A 26,128-nucleotide genomic window follows, 5' to 3' on the forward strand; every position below is an offset into this window, starting at 1 on the left:
CCCCAGCCTTGGTTTTTTTGGCATTGCTCAGGCATTGGGCGAGCGCCGCGCGATCGTCATTGACCGACGGCTGCGCGTCGGCAATGCCGGCACGGCTGCAAGCGAGGATCATGCAAAGGGCGACGCCAAGAGCCGGGCGCATCGTCAGACCCACCATTTCGGCGGCAGCGCGATCTTCGGCGCGGCCTGTTCGATAGCCGACGCGAGCGAGAACAGTGTCTCTTCGTCGAAGGCGCGGCCGATCAATTGCAGCGCGAGCGGCAAGCCTTCCGACGAAAGCCCCGCCGGCACGGAAATCCCCGGCAAGCCGGCCATGTTGACCGTCACGGTGAAGACGTCATTGAGATACATTTCGACCGGATCGCCGCCGCCCTTCTCGCCCTGACCAAAAGCCGCCGACGGCGTCGCCGGCGTCAGGATCGCATCGACGCCCCCGGCAAAGGCCGTTTCGAAATCGCGTTTGATGAGCGTGCGGATCTTTTGCGCCCGCACATAATAGGCATCATAATAGCCGGCCGAGAGCACGTAAGTGCCGATCATGATGCGCCGGCGCACTTCCTTGCCGAAACCCGCGGCGCGGGTGTTTTCGTAAAGCTCGATGATGTCCTTGCCCGGCACCCGCAGCCCGTAGCGCACCCCGTCGTAACGGGCGAGATTGGACGAGGCTTCGGCCGGCGCGACGATATAATAGGCCGGCAGCGCATAGCGCGTGTGCGGCAGCGAGATCTCGACGATTTTGGCGCCCGCAGCCTTCAGCCAGGCGACGCCGTCGTCCCAGAGCTTGGCGATCTCGGACGGCATGCCGTCGAGACGATATTCCTTCGGAATGCCGATCGTCTTGCCCTTGATCGACGTGCCGACCGCCGCCTCGTAATCCGGCACCGGCCGGTTGACCGATGTCGAATCCTTCGGATCGTAGCCCGCCATCGACCGCAGCAGGATGGCCGTATCGCGGACATCGCGCGCAATCGGTCCCGCCTGATCGAGCGACGAGGCAAAGGCGACGATGCCCCAGCGCGAGCAGCGGCCGTAGGTCGGCTTGATGCCGACCGTGCCGGTGAACGCCGCGGGCTGGCGGATCGAGCCGCCGGTATCGGTCGCCGTCGCGCCGTAACAGAGCCGCGCCGCAACCGCCGCAGCCGAGCCGCCCGACGAGCCGCCCGGCACGATCTTCACATTCGAGCCCGGCCGCCGCCAAGGCGAAACGACGGGGCCGTAATAGGAGGTCTCGTTCGACGAACCCATGGCGAATTCATCGAGATTGAGTTTGCCGAGCATCACGGCGCCGTCGCGCCAGAGATTGGCTGAGACGGTCGATTCATAGGTCGGCACGAAGCCTTCGAGAATGTGGCTTGCCGCCGTCGTCTGCACGCCATCGGTGCAGTAAAGATCTTTGATGCCGAGCGGAATGCCTTCGAGCGGCCGCGCTTCACCGGCAGCGAGCCGCTTATCGGCTGCCGCCGCCATTGTCAGCGCCAAATCCGGCGTCTCGACGATGAAGCAATTGAGCGCCCGGCCCTGCTCGACCGCCGCGATCTGGGCCTTCGCCAGCTCGACGGCGGAAATCTCTTTCCTCGCCAGTGCATCGCGCGCTGCGGCGAGGGTGAATTCGGTCAAATCGGTCAAATCGGCTCTCTAAATTTCTGTTGGGCCTGGGGACCGGCGCTTATTCAACGACCTTGGGCACAACGAAGAAATGGTCCTCGCTCGCCGGCGCGTTGGCAACGATCTTATCGGCGATGTTGCCGTCATCAACGACATCCGGTCGCTCGTAAAGCTGCATCGGCATCACCGAAGTCATCGGCTCGACGCCGCTCACATCGACCGCGCTCAATTCCTCGACGAAGGCGAGGATCGCATTTAGCTCGTCCGCCAGATGCGGCACCTCCGCCTCGGCGAGCTTGATCCGGGCCAGATGCGCAATGCGGCGGACGGTCGCCTGATCGACAGCCATAATGTCTCCTCAGCTTCGCTTGCAAGCAAGGCCGAGCCTATAGCACCCGGGCGCCGCTCCGGGCAACGAAGGCGCTCAAACCTCGAGTGCCTCACCGATCGCCGGCACGAAAGCCCGCGGCTTGCCGCCGAGCGCGGCGACGAAGGCGCCCGGATCCTGCGCCAAGGCGTCGAATGTGCCGTAATGGCAGGGAATGACAGTCTCGAAGTCGAAAAAGCGATGCACCGCCTCGGCGGCCAGCTTGCCGCCCATGGTGAAACGGTCGCCCACGGGGACGATGCCGATCTTCGGCCGATAGAGCGCGTTAATCAAAGCCATATCGGAGAAAATGGCCGTATCGCCCATGTGATAGACGGTCGGTCCCGCCGCCGGGGCGATGACGATCCCCATCGGATTGCCGAGATAGATGGGTTTGCCGTCGATGATGGTGCTGGAGGAATGAAACGCCGGGGTGAAGCTGACCGTGAAGTCGTCGAGCGCGATCGTGCCGCCGGTATTGCCGGGATTGATATTGGAAGCGCCCTGCCCGGCGAGATAAACGCAGACCTCGAAGCTCGAAAGAAGCTGCGCGCCCGTTGCCTTGGCGATCTCGACCGTGTCGCCGACATGGTCATCATGCCCGTGCGTCAGAAGGATGTGGGTCGCACCGGCGGTGACGGCAGCGAAGTCGAGATCGAATTTCGGATTGCCGCGCAAAAAAGGATCGACGAGGATGACCGAGGATCGGGTTTCGATCCGAAAAGCCGAATGTCCGAGCCAGGTGATTTTCATGGGTTACTCCGGAACGAGATGCACGTGGCGTGGCGGCGCGCGCCAGCGGGGACATAACCCAATCCGGGCCGCGCGGCCACCGGCCGAAACTGCGTCCCGCGCATGAGCGGCGCCGAACTGATGATCGAGGATTTAGGCGCGCAGCTCGGCCGCGGCCAGAGATTGATGGGCTTCGATCTCGGCACCAAGACGATCGGCATCGCCCTTTCCGACGTCGAACGCCGCCTCGCGACACCTCTCGAAACGTTGAAGCGCGGCAAATTTTCCGCCGATGCCGCGACCCTGCTTCAGCGCGCCGAAAAATTCGATGTCGCCGGCTTTGTCATCGGGCTGCCGCTCAATATGGACGGCAGCGAAGGCCCGCGCGCCCAGGCAACGCGCGCCTTCGTCCGCAATCTCGGCCGGCTGACCCAAATTCCGTTTGTCTTCTGGGACGAGCGGCTTTCGACTGCCGCCGTCACCCGTGCGCTGATCGAGCAAGACGCTTCGCGGGCAAAACGCGCCGAAGTCGTCGACCGGATGGCGGCAGCCTATATCCTGCAAGGCGCACTCGACCGGCTCAACCGACGCTAGGCCACGCCAAGTACGAGATCACTCGCCGGCGTCAAAGGAAAGACCGCTTCGACACGCGTGCCACGCCCGGCCAGCGCCGCCACGTTCAACTTTCCGCCACAGCTTTGGACGCGCTCGTTCATGCCGGTGAGGCCGAGGCCTCGTATCGCCGTCGTGCCAATGCCGATGCCGTCGTCCTCGACGATGACCCGCAGGGCTTCGGTCGCGCTTTGACCCGCGAGCGGCAGGTAATCGACGCTGACGCGGGCCTTGCGCGCGCGGGCATGGCGGAAAATATTGGTGAGGCTCTCCTGCACCACGCGGTAGGCAGCAAGTTCGACCGTCTCGCCGACCAGGCCCAAATCGTCGGTGACGGCGAGCGAAATCTCAAGCTCTGGATGCGCCGCGCGCCAGGATCCGACCAGCGTGCGCAAGGCCTCGGCGAGTCCCAATTCGTCGAGGCCGGGCGGCCGCAGCCGTTGCAACAAACGGCGCAGCAGGGTCTGGATCGCCTCGGCCTGTTCACCGATCGCCGCGACGTTCTGGCGGACGACGGCAGGTCCCGGCGCGCCTTCGCTCAGGGCGCTGACATTGGCGCGGATACAGAACAAGGGCGGGCCCATCTCATCGTGGAGATCACGCGCGATCTGGCCGCGTTCCTCGTCCTGCAGCCGCATCATCTGATGCATGAGCCGGTGGTTCTCGGCGCTGACCTTGGCGAGATCGACGGCCAGCCCGTTGATCTTGGCACCGATATCGACGAATTCGGGCGGCCCGCGCGGTACGATCTTGACGTCGGTGTCGCCGCGCGCAAGCCGCGTAATAGCGCGACCGACGTCGGCGATGGGAGCGATCGCCCGGCCGACCAGAATGAGAATGAGCACGAAAAGACAGATACCGAAGGCGAGCGTCGTTGCGGCGATCGAACAGACTTCGGTCCAGATTTCGGCCACCTCCCCGGTCGGATTGGCGGCGATGACAATGTCACCGTAATTGCGCCCGTGGATCGTGGCCGGGACGATCGTGACACTCGGACGCGGCTCGAAGAGCCGCACGAACCAGCCGGGCGCGCCGCCGACCTGGCTTGCATAAGAGGCGAAGGGCAGCGTCTGAGCCTGAGCGGCATCGGCCGCGACCATGATGCGCACGTGCCGCAAATTCTGCAATTGCGCCAGGAGCCGCCGCAGCGGCGGTTCGGGATCCGGCGTCTCCTGCAGGCTCGCGAGCGCCGTCTCGACGAGCTCGCGCGCAAGCGTCTCGTCGCTTTCGCTTTCGGCCGCGACGCGAGGCCCGGCGTTCCAGCTGATCAAGGCGAAATTGACGAGCAACGAGAGAAAAAGCAGCGCGCCGAGCAGCAGATTCAAACGCCAGCGCAAAGAAAGCCTTCGCATCATCACGCGTTCCTTGTGACACGCCGCGAGCTTGCGAGCGCACCCGGCGCCGGCAAGTTCAAAAGTTCACCGGCAAATCGGGATGTTATCCATCATGGCGGTGAAATTTTCTACAGCATCACGCATTATGCCCGCACGACGGCAGTAACTGTCTATGATATCAGGTAAAATCATTGACAGCGGGGAAACTCGGATTGAAAGATGGCTGTCTCATTGCTGCCGGGTTAGAAAAATGCGGATTTTAATCGTCGACGATCACCCGGTCATTCTTTCCGGGTGCCGGGCGATGCTCTCGCCTCATTCAGACATCGACGTAATCGATGCGCTGGATTCGACCCAGGCCTTCGACACATATGTTGAGATGCGGCCGGATGTGGCGGTCATCGACGTCAACCTGCCCGGCATGTCCGGCTTTGCCTTGACCCGCCGGATTCTCGACTTCGATCCGCAAGCCCGGATCATCATCTTCACGATGAACGACGACCCGATCTTCGCGGCAAGGGCGATCGAAAACGGCGCTAAAGGCTATATCGGCAAATGCGAGGATCCGGCCCGCTTCGTCGCCGCGATCCGTGCGGTCGCCACGGGCCAGACTTTCCTGTTGCCGGAAATGGCGCAGAAACTCGCCTTCCTCGACCCCGGCCGGCGCGATTTTCTGACTGGGCTCAATGCGCGCGAATTGGAAATTTTGCGGTTGCTGCGCAGTGGCAAAAGCATGGCCGAGATCGCCGGCATCATCAACGTTTCGTACAAGACGGTCGCCAATTGCTGCGCCGTGCTGAAACGCAAGCTTGGCGCTCGCACGCCGCTCGATCTCGTGCGCATCGCTGTCGAAAACAAGCTGGCTTAAGAAAAGGACGCGGCCGCCGGGAAGCGACCGCGCCATCGGGCTTAGGCCTTGGGCTTACCAATAGCCATACCCGCCATAAGGGCCCCAGCTCCCATACGGGCCATAACCGTAGGCGTGGTAATAGCCATAGGGATAGCCGGTCGCGACCGTCGCGGCTGTGTCCGCGATGCCCAGCGCTGAGCCGACGATCGCACCGCCAAGACCCAGCGGGCCGGCGTCGTAATAGCCATCGCGGTAATAGCCGTCATAGTAGCCATAGGGCGCGTAGCCGTAACCATAGGCATGCGGCCCGTAATAACGATGATGGATGCGATAGCTGATATCGGTCTCGGGGGAATTTGACCAATCCTGCGCCAAAGCCGCACTGCCAAAGGCCGTCGTCAGCGCGCCGGCAAGCGCCAGGCTTGCCAATTTGCTTCTACCTCGCAACATTCGATCCTCCTTTCCCTGCAGGCGATTAACGCGCCTGCGGCTTTGCCGCGAGCGCGCCAATCGGCTCCATCACTTACGCAAAACGCCAGAAATCGTTCCCGATCCTGGCGCAAGCAGCAGCGTGAAAAGGAGCGCGCGGCAGCGGCGCCGCCGCGCTTCAACGGAGGCGTCTCAAGGCCCTATTCGAGCACGAGGTTGCGCGGCTTGCCCGCAACCCAAGCCTCGATATTGTCGACAAGCTGGTTCGACAGTCCCGTCATCGCCTCGACGCTGGCCCAGGCGACATGCGGCGTGATCAGCAGGTTCGGCAGGTCGGCATCCAGCAGGACGTTGCCGTTCTTCGGCGGCTCGACGGTGAGCACGTCGAAACCGGCGCCGCCGATCTCGCCCGATTTCAACGCCTCGACCAGGGCCTTCTCCTCGACGAGGCCGCCGCGCGCCGTATTGATGAGGATCGCGTCCTTCTTCATCTTTTTCAGCTCGGGAGCGCCGATGATATTGCGCGTCTGCTCGGTCAGCGGGCAATGCAACGAGATGACGTCGCTTTCCCGCAAGACGGTGTCGAGATCGACCTTGCCGGGAAAATCATAGACATCGGTGGCGATCACCTTCATGCCCAATGCTTCGGCGCGCGCGCCGACCGACTTGCCGAGCGCGCCATAACCGATAAGGCCGAGCGTCGAGCCGGAGATGTCGTGGATCGGGTGGTCAAAATAGCAGAACTGGTTGATCGTCTGCCATTTGCCGCGGCGCACGTCGAGCACGTAGGGGACAAGGTTGCGGCGCAAGGCGAAGATCAGCGCCAGCGTATGTTCCGGTACGGTATTGTCGGCGTAGTTGCGAATGTTTGAGACCGGGATGTTGTGCGCCTTGCAATAGGCCTTGTCCACGACATCGGTGCCGGTTGCCGCAACGGCGATCAATTTCAGCTTCGGCAGCTTCTCAAGGCTCGCGGCACGCAATGGCACCTTATTGATGATGGCGATGTCGGCGTCGGCCAGACGCTCGACGACTTGATCGGCGACCGTCTCCTCGTATTCCTTATAGCTATGCGGAAAATTCGGCTTTCGCACCGGCACGCCAAGGGTCGCACGGTCCAGGAAAACAATGTTGTAATGCGGTGTCTCGGCCAAGGCGCCTCTCCTTTTTGCCCTTCCTTATGGGTGCGGCCTGAGAACGTCAACCCGCCGACCTGCCGGTCACTTGCCAGCCCACTTACCAGCCCACTTGCCAGCCCACTTGCCAGCGACTTGCGGGCCAATTGCCGGCTGCCTGCGGCCCGCTTGCCGTCAGTTTGCGTCCCATTCGCAGATGCGAAAGCCATTGTGGCGCTGCTCGAGATCGAGGTGGAGATGCGCCTCATGCGCCGCGTCGGCGCCCGGCCCAAGCACGGTGGTGAAGCGCGCGCAGGCAGCGGCCTTCATCGGCGCCAGAAAAGCCGGCTTTTGCGGCGCGCCCTTGCTGATCAGGATCGTCTGCCCGTTGCGTAGAACAATGCCGCGCAAATCGAAGGCATTCCCCTTTGCATGTTCGCTCAGCTTGGCGCCAGGGACGCGATTACGGGTGCGGCATTCATAGCCGATCGAGCCGAGAATTTTGACGAGACCGCCGGCCGCTTGCACCGCAGGCGCGACATCCTCGCGGAACCAGGCGCCAAGCGCGTCCGCGAGATCGCAGCGGATGAGCGGCGGCGGTTCGAAGGGCACTTTCGTGCCGTCGGCGAGCAAGACGGCCGACAAGGTGACGGGCGCCGCGATGCCGCAGCCGTTCGCATCCCTGACCGGCGCCGCGGCCGCGACGACGAGCGTTTTGCTCACCAACACACGTGGACACGCAGGATCCGGCGTCGGCGGCATCGGCGTGCTGATCGGCACCAGCGGTTTGACGGGTGGCGGCGTGACCGGCGGCTCGACCAACGGCTTCGACACGGCAAGATCGGCAGGCCGCGGCGGCGGCAGTGGCGTCGAAGGTTCAACGCGCTCCGGCCGGGGCGTGGCGAGGTCGACGGGGCGCCGCGGCGGCAGCGGAATGGTTCGCCGCGCTAACGCCGCGCCGTTTTGCAGAGCGAAGCAGAAGAAAATGAAAACATAGGCTGGACGCCATTGCATCCAGCTTGAACGCGACAAAACCCGGAAGGCTGCGTCACATTTAAATTTGTTGCAGCAGCGCGTCGGCGCTCGACACTTCGGCTTTGCCGGATGCGGGTTCGATATTGAGCTTCGTCACGACATCGTCATCGACGAGCATGGCATAGCGCTGCGACCGCAGACCAAGCCCGCGGTCCGTCAAATCGAGCGTCAGCCCGATCGCCTTGGCAAAGCTGGCGCTCCCGTCGGCAAGAAAGACGAAGTCATCGCTGACGGCGCCGAGCGATTTGGCCCAGGCATTCATCACGAAGACATCATTGACGGCCGTGATCGCAATCAAGGTGACGCCCTTGGCGCGAAGTTCTTCGGCCTTCTCGATAAAGCCCGGCACGTGATTGAGCGTGCAGGTCGGCGTGAACGCGCCGGGGACGCCGACGAGCACGGCTTTGCGACCCTTGAAAATCTCGTCCGTCGTGCGCGGCTGCGGGCCGTCCGCCGTCATTACCGTGAAGGCGACTTGCGGCAGCGCTTCGCCGATTTGAATTGCCATATCGAACCCTCGTCTTGGTCGCAGCGAACGTTGTCGCAGCTAACTAACGTCTGCCCGTCTGCGCCGCAAGCCGACAAGCGCAACCCGCGCGGCACAAAGATTAAGCTTCATTTAGGTCGGAACAACCGCCGCCGACACGCATTCCAGACGCAGCCGGCCAAACCGGCAATAGAAGCAGTCCATTGATACAATAGGAGAAAACCATGGCTAACTCGACCTCGAACCGAGGCTTCGCTTCTATGGACGAAGAGAAGCAACGCGAGATCGCGCGCAAGGGCGGCGCAAGCGTCCCCGCGGACGAGCGCAGTTTTTCGCGCGACCACGAGCTCGCCTCCGAGGCCGGCCGCAAAGGCGGTGCCAGCGTCCCGGACGAGAAGCGGAGTTTCTCACAAGATCATGAGCTCGCTGCCGAAGCGGGGCGCAAGGGTGGCCACGTGTCCGGCGGCAACTTTGCCAACGATCCGGAGCGTGCGTCCGAGGCCGGCCGTAAAGGCGGCCAGGCGTCCGGCGGCAATTTCGCGAACGATCGCGAACGCGCCTCTGAAGCGGGTCGGCAAGGCGGCCACGCTTCCCATGGGGGCGGCCGCCACTCATCGTGAGTGATCATGTTTCTAAGCGGCAGCCGGGACCGAAAAGTCTCGGCTGCTCCGCCTATCAGGCCGCTTTCGCGAGCTTTGCCGCAAAACGGATATCGTCGACAAAGCCGCGGAAAGCGTCGTGGCGTTCGTCTTCATCACGCATCCGCAGGATCGCCGAGGGGTGAACCGTGACGATGAGGTGCTGGCCGCCGGTCAATTCCAGACTCTGACCGCGCAGCCTCGAGAGCACGACCGCTCGATCAAGCAGGGCCCGCGCGGCCGTGACGCCGAGCGCGACGACCAGCTTCGGCTGCACCAGCGCCAGCTCGCGGTCGAGCCACCAGCGGCACGCCTGCACTTCGCCGCGATTGGGCTGTTTGTGCAGGCGCAGCTTGCCGCGCGGCTCATATTTGAAATGCTTGACTGCGTTCGTCACATAGGCCGCGCCACGATCGAGACCGATTTCCGCCAGCGCCGCGTCGAGGATGCGGCCCGCCGGCCCAACGAAGGGGCGCCCGTCGCGATCCTCTTTATCGCCGGGCTGCTCGCCGACAAACATCAGCGGCGCGCCGACTGGTCCCTCGCCGAAAACGACCTGGGTCGCGTCGCGATAGAGCGGACACCGCGTACATTGTGCGGCTTCGGCCGCCGCCGCGTGGAGACGACGCGTGGCAAGGTCGGAATTCATGCGGCACGATCCCGCTGTCGCGGCGAAATCTGAAGCTTTTCCATCAGCGCTTGCGCGTCCCGCGGCGCCCGCAATTTGTCGGTATTATCGAAATAGATGAAGACGTCGCGGCATTTTGCCGGCGCCGCCTCGGGCGATGCGAATTCGCCATCGTGCATCGGCTTTCCCCGCGACCAGGCGCGGATTCGGGCCGCCCATCGCGAAAGCGCACTATCGTCATAGCCGCTACGATAAAGTTCGGTCGAGCCGTGCAGGCGGCAATAGACGAAGTCGGACGTCAAATCCATCAAGAGCGGCCATTCGACCGTATCGGCGCAGACGAGCGCGACGTTTTGGGCGCGCAACAGATCGATGAACGCCGGATCGATGAAGCTCGCATGGCGGATTTCGATCGCATGCCGGATCGGTCGTGCGCTATCCGCCTTCAGCCAGGCACGCGCCTTGAGACGATGGTCGTGCCGGCGCGCCAAGCGCGAGGCCGTTTCCGTGTCGTGCGGCAGAAGCGCAAGAAACGCTTCCGCGCGGTCACGGTCGAAACGAAAGTTCGGCGGAAATTGCCAGAGAATCGGGCCGAGTTTCGGCCCGAGCGCGAGCATGCCGGAGGCGAAGAAATTCGCAAGCGGGACGAGCGCGTCACGGCCGCGCTTGATATGGGTGATGAAACGCGGCGCCTTCACCGCAAAAACGAATTCCTCCGGCACTTGCGATGCCCAGAAGCGGAAGGTCGCCGGCGTCTGCAAGCTATAGAACGTGCCATTGATCTCGAGCGAGCGGAAGAAGGTGCTGGCGTAGGCGAGTTCCTGCTTCTGCGGCAAACCCTTCGGAAAGAAATGTCCGCGCCAGGGCGCATAGGTCCAGCCGGATATGCCGATCCTGATATCGCCGTGTTCCGCCATGCTCCGACCCGCGGCTTGACCGCGTTGAGAAAACGCGCGGCTGCTATTTGGTTCCCGCGGAGGAAGCCTGCGCAGGCAGATCGAGCGCCACGGTGAAGACATAAGATTGCTGCGCCGTGGTCAGCGTCAATTGCGCGGAGACGCGTTGCGGCAACCCCTTCAACGGCTGCTGTATGGCAACAAGCGAAAACTTCCGGTCGGCGAGCTTTTTGGTTTCGATGTCCCAGCCATCCGGCGCCTCGGCGAAAAGATCGATGGGGGTCGCCGCGCCGTTCCAGGTCAAAATCCAGCGCGGCTGCGGCGCGGCTTGGTCTGCGGTGATCACAATTTCTTTCTGCACGGCGCCGTTCGTGAGCGGAATCGGCACGCGCGCGGCCGCCTGCGCGATCAATTTTTCTTCCGCGCTCGTGCCGTTCTGCGGCAGTTGGAGCTCGGCGACGCTTTTCGCCGGCAGACAAATGTTGTCGCAGACCGCGTAATCGAGCATGAGCCGCAGACGCACCGGCTTTGCCGGATCCCGCGCGACCACCGTAATGGGGAAAGTGACGCCGCCGCGATAGCCGAACGCTTCGAGGCCCTGCTCGTTAATCCGCTGCGGCGCCGGATAGGCGACGGTGGCGGAGCCAAGATTTTCCGAGCCTTGGAAGGAGAAGGTCGGCGGCACCCCGGCTTCGCCCGGTGTGCGCCAATAGGTGATCGCCGCTCCGGCAAGCTTTATCTCTGCCGCGGCGGCATAAAGGCCCTTGCCGCGCGGCGCGCCGGCGATCAGCCGCATTTGTGCCTTATCACTGCCCGACCCTGTCCAAAGAGTCGCAAAAGGATCGGACTTCGCCGCGAGGGGTGCGAGGCTGATGCCTATCCCCAGGCACAGCCGGCACCAAAAAAGAGGATGGCCAAAGTTCCGCGCCTGCGTCAACATGAGGCCGGAACCCAAGGAACGGAGCAAGGAACGGAGATTGCGTAAGATTGTGATGACCACCTGTGCGTCTTCCTTTTCATCCTTTTTCGCACCGGCGAGAGATGAAATTGTGGCCTACGGAACCCATTTGTTCCCTATCCAGCAAAGGTCTCAGGATGGCAACGGCGAAACCGACGGGCAAAGTCAGCGAATATCTTGACGGGCAATTCCTGCTCGCCATGCCTGGCATGAGCGACGACCGCTTCGCTCGCAGCGTCGTCTATTTATGCGCGCATTCCGACGAAGGCGCGATGGGAATCGTCATCAATCGCCGCGCGCCGAGCCTGAATTTCTCCGAGCTTCTCATCCAACTTGACGTCATCAAGCCGGACGAGGCGATCCGCCTGCCGGCACAGGCGGGCGCTGTCCCAGTCTTGCGCGGCGGCCCGGTCGAGGCCGGGCGCGGCTTTGTCTTGCATTCGAACGATTTTTACATCGACAATTCGACGCTGCCCATCGACGGCGGCGTGTCACTGACCGCGACGGTCGACATATTGCGGGCGATCGCCAAGGGCTCCGGCCCGGATCGGGCGATCCTCGCGCTCGGCTATGCCGGCTGGTCGCCGGGGCAGTTGGAAGACGAGATGCAGAACAACGGCTGGCTCACCTGCCCGGCCGACGCCGCGCTCATCTTTGATACGCCGCTCGAGTCGCGCTATGACGCGGCCATGCGCAAGATCGGCATCGATCCGGCCTTTCTCTCAGTCCAGGCCGGCCGCGCCTAAGCGATACGTTTCGGGTGAAGCGGAACCGACTAGGCCGCGGCCTGGGCCGCGCCGACGAGCTTACGCGCTTCGCTGGCGCTCATCGGATGGCCGAAAATATAGCCCTGCGCAAATTCGCAACCGAGTTGATAAAGCTCGATCGCATCGGATTCGGTCTCGGCGCCTTCCGCGACGATATCCATGCCGAGATCATGCGCGAGCGTCACGATGGAGCGCAGGATGACCGGCCGCGCGCCCTTGCGGTTGTGATGCACGAAAGACCGGTCGATCTTGATTGTATCGAAGGGGAAACGCTGCAAATAGGCGAGCGAGGAATAGCCGGTGCCGAAATCATCGAGCGACAGGCCGGCGCCGAATTCGTGGATGCGGCTTAAAATCTGCGCCGCATATTCCGGGTTCTCCATCACCAGGCTTTCGGTCAGTTCGAGCTTCAAGGTGCCGCGGGCGACCTTCCAGCGCGAAAGCACGGCGCGCACATCCTGCAAGAGATCGTGACGCAGCAATTGCCGCGACGAGATATTCACGCTGGCAAAGAGCGGCGGATCGAGATCGAGCGCCCCCTGCCAGGCGGAAAGCTCGCGCGCCGTGCGCTCCATCGCGAAAATGCCGAGATCGACGATACTGCCCGTCTCCTCGGCAACGGGAATGAATTCTGCCGGGCTCAGCCGGCCGAGCTTCGGATGGTCCCAGCGCAACAGGGCCTCGAAGCCGGCGACCGTGCGATCCTCGAGCCGGATGATCGGCTGAAACAGAATCTGCATTTCACCGCGGTCGAGCGCACGGCGCAGATCGGACTCAAGCGTCAGCCGGTCGGAGCGCACCGTCCGCATGGAGGGGCGGAAGACTTCGATGCGGTTGCCGCCGATGCGCTTGCCATGACGCACGGCGATCTCGGCATCGTTCAGCATATCCTCGCGATCGGCGTGCAATTGCGGATCGAAGAGCGCCAAGCCGATCGAGGCCGTCAGCGGCACTTCGGTCTCGCCGAAGGCGACCGGCGTCGAAACCGCCCGGCGCACCACATTGGCAATGGCGATGATCTGGTCCGTCTCGTTCTCCGAAATGACGACGGCGGCGAACTGGTCGCTGCTCAGCCGCGCCAGCGTGTCCTGCGGCTTCAAAATGCGGCCGAGCCGGCGCGCGACGGTCAGCAGGATCGAATCGCCGGCCGAAAAGCCGATCGTCTCGTTGATTTGCTTGAAGCGGTCGATGTCGATGCAGATGACCGTCGGACGAATTTGCGCGTCGGTCTGCGAGAGCTTGAGTGCCGCATCGAGCCGGTCGAAAAACAATTCGCGGTTCGGCAGGCCGGTGAGATTGTCGTGGACGGCGTCATGCAGAAGCCGCGTCTGCGCGGTCTTCTGCTCGGTTACGTCCGAGAGCGTGCCGATGACGCGGATCACTTCGCCTTCCGGCCCGATGACCGGCCGGGCCTTCAGCAGATACCAGAAATAATGCCCATCGGCGGCGCGCAGGCGGAATTCCTGATTGATGCGGCCGCGTCTTTGTTCGAGCATCGTGTCAAGGCTGGCGCGGTAGCGGTCGCGCTCGAACGGATGCAGAATTTCGAGCCATTTCGACGCCGGCCCCTCGAGCTCGCCGCGATAAAGCCCGAGCTGCGTCTCGACTTCGGGGCTGACATAGACGCGATCCGAGGCCACGTCCCAATCGAAGATCGTATCGCCGCAGCCCGTCAGCGCCAGGGCCTTGCGCTCGGAATCGTTGATCGCGCCATAGCCCAAGCCGCCGCTGGCAAAGGCGTTCTGCATAACGGTGAAACCGATCAGCATGACGATGAGCACCAGGCCGCCGATGAGCGCCGGCGAAACGAGATCGTTGGTCAGCGTGCCGGTCACCGTGAAACCGGCAGCGATGACCCAGACAAGCAGCAGAAACCAAGTCGGAATCAGCATGACCGCGCGGTCATAGCCATGCGTCGAAAGATAAAGGACGAGGATGAAGCCGACCGCCGCGATGGTCGCAAGCGAAATGCGGGCGACGCCGGCGGCGATCGGTGCATCGAAGACCGCAAGCCCGATCAAGGCGAGAAGGAAGGCGAGCCAGCCGATCGCCACATGCGAGGCGCGCACATGCCAGCGATTGAGATTGAGATAGGCGAAGAGAAAGACGAGCAGCGTCGCGGCGAGGGAGGTCTCGGCGCCGGCGCGCCAGATGCGGTCGGCCTGCTCCGACGTATCGAAAATCTTGTCCCAGAATCCGAAGTCGATGCACACATAGGCGAGCACCGCCCAGGCGAGCGCCGCCGCTGCCGGAAAGATCACCGCGCCCTTGACGACGAAGACGATGGTCAGAAAGAGCGCCAGCAGGCCGGCGACGCCGATGACGATGCCCTTGTAGAGCGACAGGCTGGTGAGCTTGTCCTTATAGGCGTCGGGCTGCCAGAGATAGAGCTGCGGCAGGCCGGCCGTGCGCAATTCCGCAACATAGGTCACGGTCGTGCCCGGATCGATCGTCAGCCGGAAGACATCGGCATCGGCGCTTTCGATGCGCTCCGGCGGGAAGCTCTGGCTCGCGGTGATCGCCGAAATGCGCGAGGAGCCGAGATCCGGCCAGATGACGCCCGAACCGACGAGCCGGAAATGCGGCGCGACGACGAGCCGTTCGAGCTGTTCGTCGGTGTCATTGGTCAGCGCGAAAACGATCCAATTTGGATGCGAACCGGGTTCCAGCGCGCGCACTTCGATGCGCCGAACGATGCCGTCCGAGCCGGGCGCCGTCGAGACCAACAGCCGGTCGCCTTGCGCGCCGTAATTCTCGACGGCCTTGGTGAGATCGATGGCCGTGGCATCAAGCGGGATGCGCACCGATTCGATGGCGCGAGCCGGTGTCATGCCCAAAAGCAAAAGCGCGAAGACGAGCCATGCCGGGCATTGACGCATCAAAATCCGCACGCGTGAGGCCGCCGACATTGTTCTCCACTCAACCGCGATCGCGACGCGCGACCCGCAAGGGCGGCGGATCGGTTTCGAGAAGCGCATAAAGAAGATGATCCTGCCAGAGGCCGTTGATGCGCAAATAAGCCCGGGCGAACCCCTCCCGCTTGAAGCCGACACGTTCAAGAAGCCGGATCGAGGCTTCGTTATGCGGCAGGCACGCCGCCTCGATCCGATGCAGGTGCAGCGAGGTGAAGGCATAGCCGGTCATCGCCCTCACCGCCCGCGACATGAATCCTTTGCCCGCGTAAGGCACGCCCATCCAATAGCCGAGCGTCGCCGATTGTGCGACGCCGCGCTTCACCTGGCCCAGCGTCAAGCCGCCGACAAGCGTGTCATCATCGCGAAAGATGAGGAATGGATAAGCCTCGTCATTCGTTATTTCCTGCAGATTACGCCGCAGCCTGCGGCGGAAAGCCGTGCGGGTCAAGTCATCGCCCGGCCAAGTCGGCTCCCATGGCGTAAGGAACGAACGACTCTTTTCGCGCAGATCAGCCCAGGCTTCATAATCGTACGGCTCCGCCGGGCGAAGGTGAACGCCCTCGCCGCGAACAAAATTGCTGATCTCGCTCGGACCGCCGAGCCGGAACAGAGCCACCCGCTCCTCCTCAAGTCCCGCCGACGAGTTCGCGAACGCGATCCGGCGTGTGGACTTTCGTAATCGGCCCGACGGCCGCGACCGTCGGCGCGGAACGCAAAGCCGCCGCGCCGGCGGCGCGAATTTCGGCGACCGTCAAAGCATCGATCTTTGCGAGAATTTCCTGACGCGTCAGGACACGGCCGAAGGCGAGCATTTGGCGGGCGATCTGCTCCGACCGCGCGGTCGGCGATTCGAGCGCCGTCAGCTGCGAAACTTTCATCTGCGCTTTCGCGCGATCGATCTCGGCCTCGGTCAAATCCGCCGACGCCGCGGCGATGCATTCGAGCGCTACGGGGACGAGTTCGCGCACCTGCTGCTTGCTCGTCGCCGCATAAAAACCAAAGAGGCCGGTGTCGGCGTAACCCCAGTGGAAGGAATTGACCGCGTAAGCAAGGCCGCGCTTCTCGCGTACTTCCTGGAACAGCCGCGAGGACATGCCGCCGCCGACCGCATTGGCGAAGACGCTCAGCGCGTAATAATCCGGCGCGGCATAAGACAGGCCCTCGAAGCCGATCACGAGATGCGCCTGTTCGAGGCGCCGACTCGCGCGCATGTCGCCGCCGACATAACGCGCCGGCGTCACATCCTCGCCCGGCTGCGCCGGCATCGCCGCAAACCGCGCCGCCGCCGCCTCGACGATCTCGGCATGGTCGAGGGCGCCGGCGGCGCCGATCGCTGTCACGCCGCTGCGATAATGCTTGGCGAGGTAATTGGCGATCATCGAACGGTCGAAGGCCCTGACATGCTCCGGCGTGCCGAGAATCGGCCAGCCAATCGGCTGTTCGGGAAATGCCGCCGCATTGAAAAGATCGAAGACGAGATCGTCAGGCGTATCCTCGACCGCTCCGATCTCCTGGATGATGACTTCTTTCTCGCGCTCGAGTTCCTCTTTGTCGAAGACGCTCTCGGTCAGAATGTCCGAAAGAATGTCGAGCGCGAGCCCGGCATCGCCGGCGAGTACATGGGCGTAATAGGCGGTCTGCTCGACGCTCGTTGCGGCATTGAGATCGCCGCCGGCGCTTTCGATCTCTTCGGCAATGTCGCGCGCCGAGCGCCGCCGCGTGCCCTTGAAGGCCATATGTTCGAGAAGATGCGAAAGCCCGCGCTCGCGCGGACGTTCGTGCCGCGAGCCCGCTGCCACCCAAACGCCGAGCGAGACGGTTTCGAGATGCGGCATTTTATCGGTGACGATCCGCAAGCCGGACGGGAGAATCGTGACTTCGACGCTCATGACGCCGCCCTCCGCGACCCGCCCCTTTCGCCGTGCAGACGCGCGCGGATGAAACCTTCGACCGCATTCTGATCGTTCGGCAGCACGTCGAAATGTTCCGGCCGCGATTCGAGATCGGCAAGATGCGGCGGCAGATGCGGATGCTGGCCGGTTGCGCGGGCGATCGCGGCGGGGAATTTCGCCGGATGCGCGGTGCCAAGCACGATCATCGGAATGTTCGGGCGCTGTGCGAGCGCGGCGCGCCCGGCGCCGACGCCGACGGCGGTATGCGGATCGATCAATCTCTCTGTCTCGCGCCACACACGCGCGATCTCCTCACTTGTCTCAGTCTCGCCGATCCGCTGCGCATCGAACTCCGCCCGGATTGTCGCGAGCGGCGCAGCCTCGAGCGAGAAACCGCCGGATTGCTGCAGGGAATTCATCAGCCTGCTCACCGTCGCGGCGTCGCGCCCGCAGGCCTCGAACAAAAGCCGCTCGAAATTCGAGGACACCTGAATGTCCATTGAGGGCGATTGTGTGGCCTCGACGCGGCCGATCTCGTAACGGCCGCTCGCCAATGTCCTGACGAGAATGTCGTTTGCATTGGTGGCAATGACGAGCCGCTCGATCGGCAGGCCCATCTTCTTCGCCACCCAGCCGGCGAGAATATCGCCGAAATTGCCCGTGGGCACGGCGAAGGAGAGCGCCCTATGGGGGGCGCCGAGCGCCACCGCGCTTGAGAAATAATAAACGACCTGCGCCATGACGCGCGCCCAATTGATCGAATTGACGCCGGCGAGCGAATAATCCTGACGGAAGCGTTTGTTGGCGAAAAGCCCTTTCACCATGTTTTGAGCATCGTCGAACGTGCCTTCGAGCGCGATCGTATGGATATTGTTTGCCGCAATGGTGGTCATCTGCCGGCGCTGCACGTCGGAGACGCGGCCGTTGGGATAAAGGATGAAAACGTCGACCTCGGGGAGATCGCGAAAGGCGGCGATGGCGGCCGCACCCGTATCGCCCGAGGTGGCGCCGACGATGGTCGCCCGCTGACCCCGCGCCTTCAGCACATGCTGCATCAGCCGGGCGAGCAATTGCATGGCCAAATCCTTGAAGGCCAAGGTCGGGCCGTGAAACAATTCGAGCAGGAACAGATTATCGCCAAGCTGCGACAACGGCGCGACCGCGACGTGATCGAAGCCGGCATAGGCATCGGCGATCATGGCACGCAAGGCCGCGCGGTCGAGCGTTCCGGCGACGAAAGGCCAGATCACCGCATCCGCGACCGTGGCATAAGGCTTTCCCGCGAAGCCCGCGATATCGGCTGGCGTGAACTGCGGATAGGATTGCGGCAGATAAAGCCCCCCATCCTCGGCGAGGCCGGCGATCAGCGCGTCGGTAAAGGACAATGAGGGCGCGGCGCCCCGCGTTGAGATATAGGTCACGTTCGGGCCCGAACTTTCTGCGATTCCGGAGATCATCTAGCACAAAATCCGAGCAGCGGGGATTTTTGCTGCCCCGGCCCGCGATGCCGAGATAACGCTTAAGCCTTTGCCTTGGCTCGCGTTTCCTGCCACGTCCTTAAAATATAGGAGCCGACGACGATCCACAGCCCGCCGGCCAGGCCGAACCACGTCAAAGCATATTCCATATGATTATTGGGAATATTGATGTTCGTCAGCCCGCCCTCCGGCCAGCCGCCGGCAATCGCGGTTTTGTCGGCGTCGACGATGAAGGGGGCGACACGGGTAAGGCCGAAATGGGCCACGATCGGCGCCGGGTCGCGACTGAAATAAAGCCCATGCGACGGATCATCGGCGGGCGTGAAGAGATTGCGCGGCTGCGGCGGCCGCATCAATCCGGTCACCGTCACCTCGCCTTCGACTTCGCTGTTTGGGCGCGTCGATTTCGCCGCCAGCGCCGAGGGGACGTAGCCGCGGTTGACGATGACCTGATCGCCCGAGGCGAGGACCAAAGGCGTCAGCACCAGATAACCCGGCCCGAGATCGCGCGGGCCGTCCGTCCGAAAGATCAGCACTTCGTGGGCATTGTCGAAACGGCCGCGGAGGACGATGCGGCGATAATCGTAATCGTCGGATTTCAGGCGTGGCCAATCTGCCGCCGCCGGCATCGGCTGCGGCGTCGCCGTGCTGCGCGCGGCGATCCGGGCAATTAGCGCCTCTTTCCAGGCAAGGCGGTGCAATTGCCAGACGCCGAGCGAAACGAGCAGGCCGGTCGCGGCAAAAGCAAAGAGTAAGGGCGCGATGAGACCCTTGCGGGCGGACGTCTCAGCCATCGCGCTTCTGACTCTCCAAGCGCCCCTGCCCGGCCTTGTTGCGGTACTGCAGCGACAGCAGAATGCCCTTCAATGGGCGCAGAAGGCCGAGGCAGATAAGAATCGTCAACGGCGGAAAGACGGCAAAATAGACCCAATAGGGCGGCTCGTAGACGACTTCCAGGAAAAGCGCGAGGCCGACGATGAGAAAGCCCGCAAACAGCATGACGAAAACGGCCGGCCCGTCGCCGGCATCAGCGAACCCATAGCCGAGCCCGCAGGCATCGCAGCCCGGCGCAACCGTCAGCAATTTGGAGAACATCTTCCCCTGCCCGCAGCGGGGGCAGCGGCCGGCGATGCCGCGCCAAATCGCCGAAGCAAGTGATTGAGGATGATCGGTGCCGCTGGAGTCGAGACTGCTCATAGCGGCTTATTGCGCCCGGCGCACGCCGGGCGCAAGCCTTAAGCGCGGTTCAATGTTCGAACGGGCCGCCCCACGATCCCCAGACGTAAATGCAGGAGAACAGGAACAGCCAGACCACGTCGACGAAATGCCAGTACCAGGCGGCGAATTCGAAGCCGAGATGACGCTGCGGCGTGAATTGACCGGCCAGCGCCCGCAGCAGGCAGACGATCAGGAAGATCGTGCCGATGATGACATGGAAGCCGTGGAAGCCCGTCGCCATGAAGAAGGTCGCGCCATAGATCGAGCCCTTAAAGGCAAACGGCGCATGGGCATATTCGTAGGCCTGGACGCAGGTGAACGAGAGGCCGAGCAAGATCGTCAGAATGAGGCCGTTGACGAGGCCCTTGCGATCATTGTTGAGCAGCGCGTGATGCGCCCAGGTGACCGTCGTGCCCGAGGTCAACAAGATGAGCGTATTAAGCAGCGGGAAGTGCCAGGGATCGATCGATTCGATGCCCTTCGGCGGCCAGTGGCCGCCGGTGAAGGTCGTGCGCGCATATTCGATTGCCGCATTGGGGAACAGAGCCGCATCGAAGAAGGCCCAGAACCAAGCGACGAAGAACATGACCTCGGAGGCGATGAAGAGGATCATGCCATAGCGCAGGCCGAGCGCGACGACCGGCGTATGGACGCCGGGGGTCTGCGCTTCCTTGATGACGTCGAGCCACCAGTTCGCCATCACGAAAAGCACGCAGATGGTGCCGGCGCCGAAAACGTAACTGCCCGGCGTGACCGAGCCGACCGGGATCGACTTCATCCACATAATGGCGCCGAGCGCCATCACGAATGCGCCGATGGCGCCGACAATCGGCCAGGGGCTCGGATCGACGAGATGATATGGATGGGGTGGCTTGGCATGCACGTCAGACATTTCGTTCCCTCTCGTCTCTGCAGGGCTTTGACACCCCCGCGGCCCCCTTGTCCGTGCCGCGTTTCCTCATCCCAATTCGTTAGAGCCGCGGCGACGGGCTGGCCGCCTGGGCCGCGGTGACTTGCGGATCGCGCGCTCCATAAAAAGTGTACGACAATGAAACCTCGTTGATGTCATTCATCGTCTCGTCCTTTTCCAAGGCCGGGTCGAGGAAGAAGACGACGGGCATTTCGACCGTTTGATGCGGCCCAAAATGCTGCTCGCTGAAGCAGAAGCAAGCGATCTTGTCGAAATAGGCGCCCATCTGACCGGGCGTGACATTATAGACGGCGCGCGCTGCAATCGTGCGGTCGCTGCGGTTCGTAACCTTGAAGAAGACGGTCGCAGTCTGGCCGGTGCGCACCGTGACCCCCGGGATTTCAGGGGCAAAATCAAGCGCAAGCCCCGGCGTGACATTGGCGTCGAGATGCACCGTGGCGATGCGCTTGCCCTCTTCTTTCGGCGCGACGCGGCGCACTTGCGTCGTGCCGGCGAAGCCGGTCGCGGCGCAGAAGGCGCGATAGAGCGGGACAGCCGCGAAGGACATGCCCAGCATGCCGATGACGACAGCCGCAACCGCAAAGGCGACGAGGCCCTGGCGCGGGCTTTTCGGACGGCGTGGCATGGGATTCTGAGGCGTTACCGACATTCTCGATCCTATATTGGCGGCTTGGTCACGCCAGGACCGAACTTGACGATGGTCACGGCATAGAACAGCACCACAAGCGCGCCGATGACCAGCCCGATCGCGATATTGCGCAAGCGGCGGCTGCGGATCTGTTCCGGCGTCAGCGTCACGCCTTTCGGATCGATCTCGTAGGACATCACCGCATAAATCCGATCACGAAGAGCACCCGCTCGACCAGCAATTCGGCGAAGAGCACGTAGAGATAGAGGATCGAAAACCAAAAGAGCCGCATGGCGGTCTTGTTGGCTGCGTCGCCGGCCCGCACGCGGAAGACGAGAACGGCGCGGCGGACGAATTCGACGCCCAGCGCCAGGCTGATCACGCCATAGACGATCGAGGCGAAGCCGAAGGCATACGGCAAGAAACCGATGCCGGCGAGGATCACGCTATAGACGAGAATTTCCAGCCGCGTATGGTCGGCGCCCTTGACATTCGGCATCATCGGCACGCCGGCATTGCCGTAATCGCTCGTGCGCGCCAAGGCCAAGGCCCAGAAATGCGGCGGCGTCCAAGCGAAAATCAGCCCGAACAAGACGAGCGGCGCAATATCGATATGGCCGGTCGCCGCGGCATAGCCGACGATCGGAGGCAGCGCGCCGGCGGCGCCCCCGATGACGATGTTCTGCGGTGTCGAGCGCTTCAGCCACATCGTGTAGATGACGACATAGAAGAAGATCGTGAAGGCGAGCAGTCCGGCGGCCAAAGCATTGGCGACGAGATAGAGCGTCACCACCGCGAAGGCCGAAAGCACCAGGCCGAACGCCAACGTCTCCGGGCGCGAGACACGGCCTGTCGGGATCGGCCTTTTGCTGGTGCGTCGCATCAGCGCGTCGATATCGGCGTCGTACCACATGTTGAGCGCGCCCGACGCACCGGCGCCGACCGCGATGCAAATGAGCGACGAAAGCCCGATGACGAAATTCACCGGATGCGGCGCAAGCAGAATGCCCGCAAGCGCCGTGACGACGACAAGCTGCATCACCCGCGGCTTGACGAGAGCCAGATAATCCCGCGGTTCGGCGGTCGAAATCGCCGCGAACCCGGATGCTCCGGCACTCCTATCGTCGATAATGCTCATTCTTGTCGATGTCACCCAAGGGAATGGAAGCGGCGCTCGCGCGCCGCCTCGCATCAATGATCCGTGCCGACAATCCGCGGCAGAACCTCGTAGGAATGGAACGGCGGCGGCGACGAAACGGTCCATTCGAGCGTCGTCGCGCCCACACCCCACGGATTGTTGCCAGCGATGCGCTTCTTCGCGAAGGCATCGAAGAGGATGTAGAGGAACAGGATGACACTGAGACCAGAGAGATAGGCGCCGTAGGACGACACCTCGTTCCACAGACGGTACGCATCGGGATAGTCGATGTAGCGGCGCGGCATGCCTGCAAGACCGAGGAAATGCTGCGGGAAGAAGGTGACGTTCACCCCGACGAACATCATCCAGAAATGAATCTTTCCGAGCGTCTCGTTGTACATATAGCCGCTCATCTTCGGGAACCAGTAATAGAAGCCCGCGAAGATGGCGAAGACTGCGCCGAGCGACAGCACGTAGTGGAAGTGCGCCACCACATAATAGGTCTCGTGCAGCTCGCGATCGATGCCGGCATTGGCCAGCACCACGCCGGTCACGCCGCCGACGGTGAACAGGAAGATGAAGCCCGTCGCCCACAGCATGGGCACGCGGAACGAGATCGAGCCGCCCCACATCGTCGCGATCCACGAGAAGACCTTGATGCCGGTCGGCACCGCAATCACCATCGTCGCGAAGACGAAATAGCGCTGCGTGTCGAGCGACAGGCCGACTGTGTACATGTGATGCGCCCAGACGACGAAGCCGACCACGCCGATCGCGACCATGGCATAAGCCATGCCGAGATAGCCGAAGATCGGCTTTTTCGAGAAGGTCGAGATCACATGGCTGACGATGCCGAAGCCCGGCAGGATCAGAATGTAGACTTCGGGATGGCCGAAAAACCAGAACAGATGCTGGAACAACAGCGGATCGCCGCCGCCTTCGGGCTTGAAGAAGGTCGTGCCGAAATTACGGTCGGTCAGCAGCATGGTGATGGCGCCGGCGAGCACCGGCAGCGACAGCACGAGCAGGAACGCCGTGACCAGGACGGACCAGGCGAACAGCGGCATGCGATGCAGGGTCATGCCCGGTGCCCGCATGTTGAAGATCGTGGTGATGAAATTGATTGCACCAAGGATCGAGGAAGCGCCGGCAAGATGGATCGACAGAATGACGAAATCCATCGCCGGCCCTGGATGGCCCTGCTCCGACAGCGGCGGGTAAAGCACCCAGCCGCCGCCAAATCCCTTCATACCCGGGGCGCCTTCCATGAAGAACGAGATGAAAAAGAGCGAGAAGGAGGCCGGCAGCAGCCAGAACGAAATATTGTTCATGCGCGGGAAGGCCATATCCGGCGCGCCGATCATCAGCGGCACGAACCAATTGCCGAAACCGCCGATCAGCGCCGGCATGACGACGAAGAAGATCATCGTCAGACCATGCGCGGTGATGACCACGTTATAGAGGTTCTTGGCATAGTCGGTCGCCATGTCGGGCGGCGCACCGTCGAAAAGGCGGGCCAGGAACGGGAAAACTTGAAGTCCCGGCTCCTGCAGTTCGGCGCGCATGGCGATCGAGAGCGCCGCGCCGAAGACGCCGGCGACGATCGCGAAGATAATGTAAAGCGTGCCGATGTCTTTGTGGTTGGTCGAATAGAGGAAGCGCCGCCATCCAGTGGGATGACCATGCGCATCATGGGCGGTCGCGGTCGTGCTCATCGTTTTTTCCTCAGGAATCCTCGATATTATCGGCTCATTCGGCGCAAGGGCCTAGTTCCTCGCCACGGCAGGCGCCGCATCGGCATAATGCGGTAGCGCATTGGCCGAGAATTTCTTCTTGGCGTCGGCGAGCCAGGCGGCATAGTCGGCATCGCTCACCACACGGAATGCGATCGGCATATAGGCGTGGTTTTCGCCGCAGAGCTTCGAGCACTGGCCATAGTAGATGCCTTCCTTCGTGGCGCGGAACCAGGTCTGGTTCAGCCGGCCGGGCACGGCGTCGATACGCACGCCGAAGGACGGCACGGTGAAGGAATGGATGACGTCGGTTGCCGTCACTTGCACGAGCACGGTCTTGTTGACCGGCACCACCGCCTCGTTGTCGACGGCGAGCTGGCGCAAGTCGCCGGGCTTCAGGTCCTTGTCCGCTTTGATGTAGGAATCGAAGTCAAACCCATCCGACGGATAGGCATAGGTCCAGTACCATTGATGGCCGGTGACCTTCACCGTCAGATCGGTCTTCGGGATCACCAATTCATGGTCGAGCAGGCGAAAGGACGGGATGGCGATGAAGACCAGAATCAGCACCGGCACGATCGTCCAGGCGACCTCGAGCGTGGTGTTGTGGGTCAGCATCGAGGGCGTCGGATTGACCTTCTCGTTGAAGCGGAAGATGACGATCAGCAGCAGCGCACCGACAAAAATGCTGACTGCGAAGATGATCGGCGTCAGAATACCATTATAAAAGGTGCGGATTTCAGTATCGATCGGCGTCGCGGAGTCCTGCAGGCCAATCTGCCCCGGAACCGCATGGCCCAATTGGGCGAAGACCGGCCCGGCCAAAGTGACCGAAAGTAAAAGCGCACCCAGAAGCGCAAGTACGCCGCGATGCTTCAGCCAATGGCCAGAATTCTGCGGAAATCTCATGAATTTTCGTCGCTCCCCTAACACCACTTTTGGCAAGTCTCGCAGCCGCCGCCGTGACGCGAGCCGTGGTTGAAAATGTTCCAAACCACAAAGATTTATTTCGCGCAACTCGACTTTTCGCAAGCCATAACGCAATTTCCCCGCAGAATGTCGCGAAGACGTGCGGAGGCGGCGGGATGTCGAGATGTCGCAGCAAAACCGCGATCTTCACCGCGCTGCGCCACCAGATATGGCGCAGAAATTGCGAGACGGATTTGTGCGTTCGGCGGTTTTTCGCGACCGCGGCCTTAGCCCCGCCAGATTTGCATCCCCCAGATGATCCGTTATGAAAACGCTCCGGTTTGCGCCGCGGCCCCGATTCGATTGCGGCGCAGGCGGCGCGTCGGCTCGTTAGTGGACCCTGCGCGCGGCGGGGGATTTGCGAACCGCACGAGAACAGAGCATGACCGATTTGACCGGACTACGCCGCTTCGCCGCCGGACGGCCGCTTCTCTGTCTTCTCGCGCTTCTGTTGGGAATTGCCGTGCCGCATGCGGCGCGCGCCCAGGGCGTCGTCAAATCGAAGCACGGCGACTGGGAAATCCGCTGCGAAACGCCGCCCGGCGCCGCGCATGAGCAATGCGCTTTATTGCAGAGCGTCGCCGCCGAGGATCGGCCGAACATCAATCTCGTCGTCATCGTGCTCAAGACGGCGGACGGCAAGAGCAAGCTGCTGCGCGTCATCGCCCCGCTCGGCGTGCTCTTGCCCTCCGGCCTCGGGCTCAAGATCGACAATACGGACGTCGGCCGCGCCGGCTTCGTGCGCTGCCTGCCGACCGGCTGCGTCGCCGAGG

Annotated in this window: 27 protein-coding genes and 2 pseudogenes; 6 read left to right on the forward strand and 23 right to left on the reverse strand. The window is 62.8% G+C overall.

The genetic code is table 11. The features are described 5' to 3' along the window. Window positions 1–144: 144 nt before the first annotated feature. The 3 genes from gatA to Q0025_RS12675 all read right to left on the reverse strand — a co-directional run bounded on the left by gatA (window position 145) and on the right by Q0025_RS12675 (window position 2,725). Window positions 145–1,626 carry an Asp-tRNA(Asn)/Glu-tRNA(Gln) amidotransferase subunit GatA gene (gatA, locus tag Q0025_RS12665; protein WP_297299684.1) on the reverse strand — a complete coding sequence of 494 codons (1,482 nt, stop codon included), beginning with the start codon at window positions 1,624–1,626 and terminating at the stop codon, window positions 145–147. Window positions 1,627–1,666: 40 nt separating this feature from the next. Further along, the gene (gene gatC, locus Q0025_RS12670) at window positions 1,667–1,954 is read right to left on the reverse strand and encodes an Asp-tRNA(Asn)/Glu-tRNA(Gln) amidotransferase subunit GatC (RefSeq protein WP_297299686.1); all 288 of its coding nucleotides are present in this window, start codon (window positions 1,952–1,954) and stop codon (window positions 1,667–1,669) included. Between the two features lie 75 nt (window positions 1,955–2,029). Continuing rightward, the gene (locus Q0025_RS12675; RefSeq protein ID WP_297299688.1) at window positions 2,030–2,725 is read right to left on the reverse strand and encodes a metal-dependent hydrolase; all 696 of its coding nucleotides are present in this window, start codon (window positions 2,723–2,725) and stop codon (window positions 2,030–2,032) included. Window positions 2,726–2,827: 102 nt separating this feature from the next. Here Q0025_RS12675 and ruvX point away from each other — a divergent pair, with 102 nt between their 5' ends. Beyond that, window positions 2,828–3,298 (forward strand): Holliday junction resolvase RuvX, encoded by a 471-nt coding sequence (ruvX, locus tag Q0025_RS12680; protein WP_297299691.1) that lies wholly within the window; start codon window positions 2,828–2,830, stop codon window positions 3,296–3,298. On the opposite strand, the gene Q0025_RS12685 is transcribed toward ruvX, so the two are convergent. Then, window positions 3,295–4,671, reverse strand: a complete 1,377-nt coding sequence (locus Q0025_RS12685; protein WP_297299693.1) for a histidine kinase — start codon at window positions 4,669–4,671, stop codon at window positions 3,295–3,297. The two genes, ruvX and Q0025_RS12685, sit on opposite strands and share 4 nt — an antisense overlap. A gap of 229 nt (window positions 4,672–4,900) precedes the next feature. On the opposite strand from Q0025_RS12685, the gene Q0025_RS12690 reads away from it, so the two are divergent. Next, the gene (locus tag Q0025_RS12690) at window positions 4,901–5,518 is read left to right on the forward strand and encodes a response regulator transcription factor (protein ID WP_297299695.1); all 618 of its coding nucleotides are present in this window, start codon (window positions 4,901–4,903) and stop codon (window positions 5,516–5,518) included. Between the two features lie 54 nt (window positions 5,519–5,572). Here Q0025_RS12690 and Q0025_RS12695 read toward each other — a convergent pair whose 3' ends face one another. The 4 genes from Q0025_RS12695 to Q0025_RS12710 all read right to left on the reverse strand — a co-directional run bounded on the left by Q0025_RS12695 (window position 5,573) and on the right by Q0025_RS12710 (window position 8,587). Beyond that, complete coding sequence (locus Q0025_RS12695) at window positions 5,573–5,950, reverse strand: hypothetical protein (protein WP_297299698.1); 378 nt, start codon at window positions 5,948–5,950, stop codon at window positions 5,573–5,575. Between the two features lie 179 nt (window positions 5,951–6,129). After that, complete coding sequence (locus tag Q0025_RS12700) at window positions 6,130–7,083, reverse strand: D-2-hydroxyacid dehydrogenase (RefSeq protein WP_297299699.1); 954 nt, start codon at window positions 7,081–7,083, stop codon at window positions 6,130–6,132. A 156-nt stretch (window positions 7,084–7,239) separates the two neighbouring features. After that, window positions 7,240–8,058 (reverse strand): extensin family protein, encoded by an 819-nt coding sequence (locus Q0025_RS12705; RefSeq protein ID WP_297299701.1) that lies wholly within the window; start codon window positions 8,056–8,058, stop codon window positions 7,240–7,242. Between the two features lie 40 nt (window positions 8,059–8,098). Next, window positions 8,099–8,587 (reverse strand): peroxiredoxin, encoded by a 489-nt coding sequence (locus Q0025_RS12710; RefSeq protein ID WP_297299704.1) that lies wholly within the window; start codon window positions 8,585–8,587, stop codon window positions 8,099–8,101. A 218-nt stretch (window positions 8,588–8,805) separates the two neighbouring features. Here Q0025_RS12710 and Q0025_RS12715 point away from each other — a divergent pair. After that, window positions 8,806–9,093: pseudogene (locus Q0025_RS12715) on the forward strand (general stress protein); the annotation flags it as partial. A gap of 9 nt (window positions 9,094–9,102) precedes the next feature. Then, window positions 9,103–9,186, forward strand: a pseudogene (locus tag Q0025_RS14945) (KGG domain-containing protein); the annotation flags it as partial. A 55-nt stretch (window positions 9,187–9,241) separates the two neighbouring features. On the opposite strand, the gene Q0025_RS12725 reads toward Q0025_RS14945, so the two are convergent. From Q0025_RS12725 to Q0025_RS12735, 3 genes are read right to left on the reverse strand one after another with little or no spacing between them, the layout of a single operon-like run. Then, a complete protein-coding gene (locus tag Q0025_RS12725; protein WP_297299706.1) occupies window positions 9,242–9,853 on the reverse strand; it encodes a UdgX family uracil-DNA binding protein in 612 nt (203 codons plus the stop codon). Continuing rightward, window positions 9,850–10,749, reverse strand: coding sequence for a DUF72 domain-containing protein (locus Q0025_RS12730; protein WP_297299708.1), 900 nt, complete (start codon window positions 10,747–10,749; stop codon window positions 9,850–9,852). Before Q0025_RS12730 ends, Q0025_RS12725 begins: the two co-directional genes overlap by 4 nt. Window positions 10,750–10,792: 43 nt before the next feature. Then, entirely contained in the window at window positions 10,793–11,524 is a 732-nt protein-coding gene (locus Q0025_RS12735; RefSeq protein ID WP_297299710.1) for a protein-disulfide reductase DsbD domain-containing protein, read from the reverse strand. Between the two features lie 299 nt (window positions 11,525–11,823). Between Q0025_RS12735 and Q0025_RS12740 the strand changes: the two genes are divergently transcribed. Next, window positions 11,824–12,432 (forward strand): YqgE/AlgH family protein, encoded by a 609-nt coding sequence (locus Q0025_RS12740; RefSeq protein WP_297299712.1) that lies wholly within the window; start codon window positions 11,824–11,826, stop codon window positions 12,430–12,432. Between the two features lie 29 nt (window positions 12,433–12,461). Here the strand turns inward: Q0025_RS12740 and Q0025_RS12745 are convergent, their stop codons facing one another. From Q0025_RS12745 to coxB, 12 genes are all read right to left on the reverse strand, one after another. Then, entirely contained in the window at window positions 12,462–15,332 is a 2,871-nt protein-coding gene (locus Q0025_RS12745; RefSeq protein ID WP_297299739.1) for an EAL domain-containing protein, read from the reverse strand. 40 nt (window positions 15,333–15,372) lie between these two features. After that, window positions 15,373–15,984: a GNAT family protein gene (locus Q0025_RS12750; RefSeq protein WP_297299713.1), complete on the reverse strand. Its 612-nt coding sequence runs from the start codon at window positions 15,982–15,984 to the stop codon at window positions 15,373–15,375. A 10-nt stretch (window positions 15,985–15,994) separates the two neighbouring features. Next, window positions 15,995–17,257, reverse strand: a complete 1,263-nt coding sequence (locus Q0025_RS12755) for a pitrilysin family protein (RefSeq protein ID WP_297299714.1) — start codon at window positions 17,255–17,257, stop codon at window positions 15,995–15,997. Then, window positions 17,254–18,681, reverse strand: coding sequence for a threonine synthase (thrC, locus tag Q0025_RS12760; protein WP_297299716.1), 1,428 nt, complete (start codon window positions 18,679–18,681; stop codon window positions 17,254–17,256). Before thrC ends, Q0025_RS12755 begins: the two co-directional genes overlap by 4 nt. Window positions 18,682–18,779: 98 nt before the next feature. Beyond that, the gene (locus Q0025_RS12765) at window positions 18,780–19,532 is read right to left on the reverse strand and encodes an SURF1 family protein (RefSeq protein WP_297299718.1); all 753 of its coding nucleotides are present in this window, start codon (window positions 19,530–19,532) and stop codon (window positions 18,780–18,782) included. Continuing rightward, window positions 19,525–19,935: a DUF983 domain-containing protein gene (locus Q0025_RS12770; protein ID WP_297299720.1), complete on the reverse strand. Its 411-nt coding sequence runs from the start codon at window positions 19,933–19,935 to the stop codon at window positions 19,525–19,527. The genes Q0025_RS12765 and Q0025_RS12770 overlap by 8 nt, the downstream gene beginning before the upstream one ends. A 49-nt stretch (window positions 19,936–19,984) precedes the next feature. Then, window positions 19,985–20,848 (reverse strand): cytochrome c oxidase subunit 3, encoded by an 864-nt coding sequence (locus Q0025_RS12775; protein WP_297299722.1) that lies wholly within the window; start codon window positions 20,846–20,848, stop codon window positions 19,985–19,987. 79 nt (window positions 20,849–20,927) lie between these two features. Beyond that, complete coding sequence (locus tag Q0025_RS12780) at window positions 20,928–21,536, reverse strand: cytochrome c oxidase assembly protein (protein WP_297299724.1); 609 nt, start codon at window positions 21,534–21,536, stop codon at window positions 20,928–20,930. Window positions 21,537–21,544: 8 nt separating this feature from the next. Next, a complete protein-coding gene (locus Q0025_RS12785) occupies window positions 21,545–21,712 on the reverse strand; it encodes a hypothetical protein (protein ID WP_297299726.1) in 168 nt (55 codons plus the stop codon). Then, the gene (locus tag Q0025_RS12790; protein WP_297299728.1) at window positions 21,712–22,653 is read right to left on the reverse strand and encodes a heme o synthase; all 942 of its coding nucleotides are present in this window, start codon (window positions 22,651–22,653) and stop codon (window positions 21,712–21,714) included. Before Q0025_RS12790 ends, Q0025_RS12785 begins: the two co-directional genes overlap by 1 nt. Window positions 22,654–22,706: 53 nt before the next feature. After that, complete coding sequence (ctaD, locus tag Q0025_RS12795; RefSeq protein WP_297299730.1) at window positions 22,707–24,368, reverse strand: cytochrome c oxidase subunit I; 1,662 nt, start codon at window positions 24,366–24,368, stop codon at window positions 22,707–22,709. Window positions 24,369–24,419: 51 nt separating this feature from the next. Then, the gene (gene coxB / locus Q0025_RS12800; protein ID WP_297299732.1) at window positions 24,420–25,295 is read right to left on the reverse strand and encodes a cytochrome c oxidase subunit II; all 876 of its coding nucleotides are present in this window, start codon (window positions 25,293–25,295) and stop codon (window positions 24,420–24,422) included. A 442-nt stretch (window positions 25,296–25,737) separates the two neighbouring features. Here coxB and Q0025_RS12805 point away from each other — a divergent pair. Then, the coding region (locus Q0025_RS12805) for an invasion associated locus B family protein (protein ID WP_297299734.1) at window positions 25,738–26,128 on the forward strand (391 nt) is incomplete at its 3' end.

This window comes from uncultured Methylovirgula sp., assembly GCF_947646745.1.
In the GTDB taxonomy this organism is placed as follows: Bacteria; Pseudomonadota; Alphaproteobacteria; order Rhizobiales; family Beijerinckiaceae; genus Methylovirgula.

What these genes read in the sequence shown, in the direction of transcription:
- Q0025_RS12785 (WP_297299726.1), bottom strand. Translation starts at nt 21,712, where the DNA reads ATGTCCTACGAGATCGATCCGAAAGGCGTGACGCTGACGCCGGAACAG.
- Q0025_RS12730 (WP_297299708.1), bottom strand. Translation starts at nt 10,749, where the DNA reads ATGGCGGAACACGGCGATATCAGGATCGGCATATCCGGCTGGACCTAT.
- Q0025_RS12790 (WP_297299728.1), bottom strand. Translation starts at nt 22,653, where the DNA reads ATGAGCATTATCGACGATAGGAGTGCCGGAGCATCCGGGTTCGCGGCG.
- Q0025_RS12675 (WP_297299688.1), bottom strand. Translation starts at nt 2,725, where the DNA reads ATGAAAATCACCTGGCTCGGACATTCGGCTTTTCGGATCGAAACCCGA.
- Q0025_RS12690 (WP_297299695.1), top strand. Translation starts at nt 4,901, where the DNA reads ATGCGGATTTTAATCGTCGACGATCACCCGGTCATTCTTTCCGGGTGC.
- Q0025_RS12710 (WP_297299704.1), bottom strand. Translation starts at nt 8,587, where the DNA reads ATGGCAATTCAAATCGGCGAAGCGCTGCCGCAAGTCGCCTTCACGGTA.
- coxB (WP_297299732.1), bottom strand. Translation starts at nt 25,295, where the DNA reads ATGAGATTTCCGCAGAATTCTGGCCATTGGCTGAAGCATCGCGGCGTA.
- Q0025_RS12745 (WP_297299739.1), bottom strand. Translation starts at nt 15,332, where the DNA reads ATGCGTCAATGCCCGGCATGGCTCGTCTTCGCGCTTTTGCTTTTGGGC.
- ruvX (WP_297299691.1), top strand. Translation starts at nt 2,828, where the DNA reads ATGAGCGGCGCCGAACTGATGATCGAGGATTTAGGCGCGCAGCTCGGC.
- ctaD (WP_297299730.1), bottom strand. Translation starts at nt 24,368, where the DNA reads ATGAGCACGACCGCGACCGCCCATGATGCGCATGGTCATCCCACTGGA.
- Q0025_RS12695 (WP_297299698.1), bottom strand. Translation starts at nt 5,950, where the DNA reads ATGTTGCGAGGTAGAAGCAAATTGGCAAGCCTGGCGCTTGCCGGCGCG.
- Q0025_RS12770 (WP_297299720.1), bottom strand. Translation starts at nt 19,935, where the DNA reads ATGAGCAGTCTCGACTCCAGCGGCACCGATCATCCTCAATCACTTGCT.
- Q0025_RS12775 (WP_297299722.1), bottom strand. Translation starts at nt 20,848, where the DNA reads ATGTCTGACGTGCATGCCAAGCCACCCCATCCATATCATCTCGTCGAT.
- Q0025_RS12685 (WP_297299693.1), bottom strand. Translation starts at nt 4,671, where the DNA reads ATGATGCGAAGGCTTTCTTTGCGCTGGCGTTTGAATCTGCTGCTCGGC.
- Q0025_RS12735 (WP_297299710.1), bottom strand. Translation starts at nt 11,524, where the DNA reads ATGCGGCTGATCGCCGGCGCGCCGCGCGGCAAGGGCCTTTATGCCGCC.
- gatC (WP_297299686.1), bottom strand. Translation starts at nt 1,954, where the DNA reads ATGGCTGTCGATCAGGCGACCGTCCGCCGCATTGCGCATCTGGCCCGG.
- Q0025_RS12780 (WP_297299724.1), bottom strand. Translation starts at nt 21,536, where the DNA reads ATGTCGGTAACGCCTCAGAATCCCATGCCACGCCGTCCGAAAAGCCCG.
- Q0025_RS12705 (WP_297299701.1), bottom strand. Translation starts at nt 8,058, where the DNA reads ATGCAATGGCGTCCAGCCTATGTTTTCATTTTCTTCTGCTTCGCTCTG.
- Q0025_RS12725 (WP_297299706.1), bottom strand. Translation starts at nt 9,853, where the DNA reads ATGAATTCCGACCTTGCCACGCGTCGTCTCCACGCGGCGGCGGCCGAA.
- Q0025_RS12765 (WP_297299718.1), bottom strand. Translation starts at nt 19,532, where the DNA reads ATGGCTGAGACGTCCGCCCGCAAGGGTCTCATCGCGCCCTTACTCTTT.
- Q0025_RS12740 (WP_297299712.1), top strand. Translation starts at nt 11,824, where the DNA reads ATGGCAACGGCGAAACCGACGGGCAAAGTCAGCGAATATCTTGACGGG.
- Q0025_RS12755 (WP_297299714.1), bottom strand. Translation starts at nt 17,257, where the DNA reads ATGAGCGTCGAAGTCACGATTCTCCCGTCCGGCTTGCGGATCGTCACC.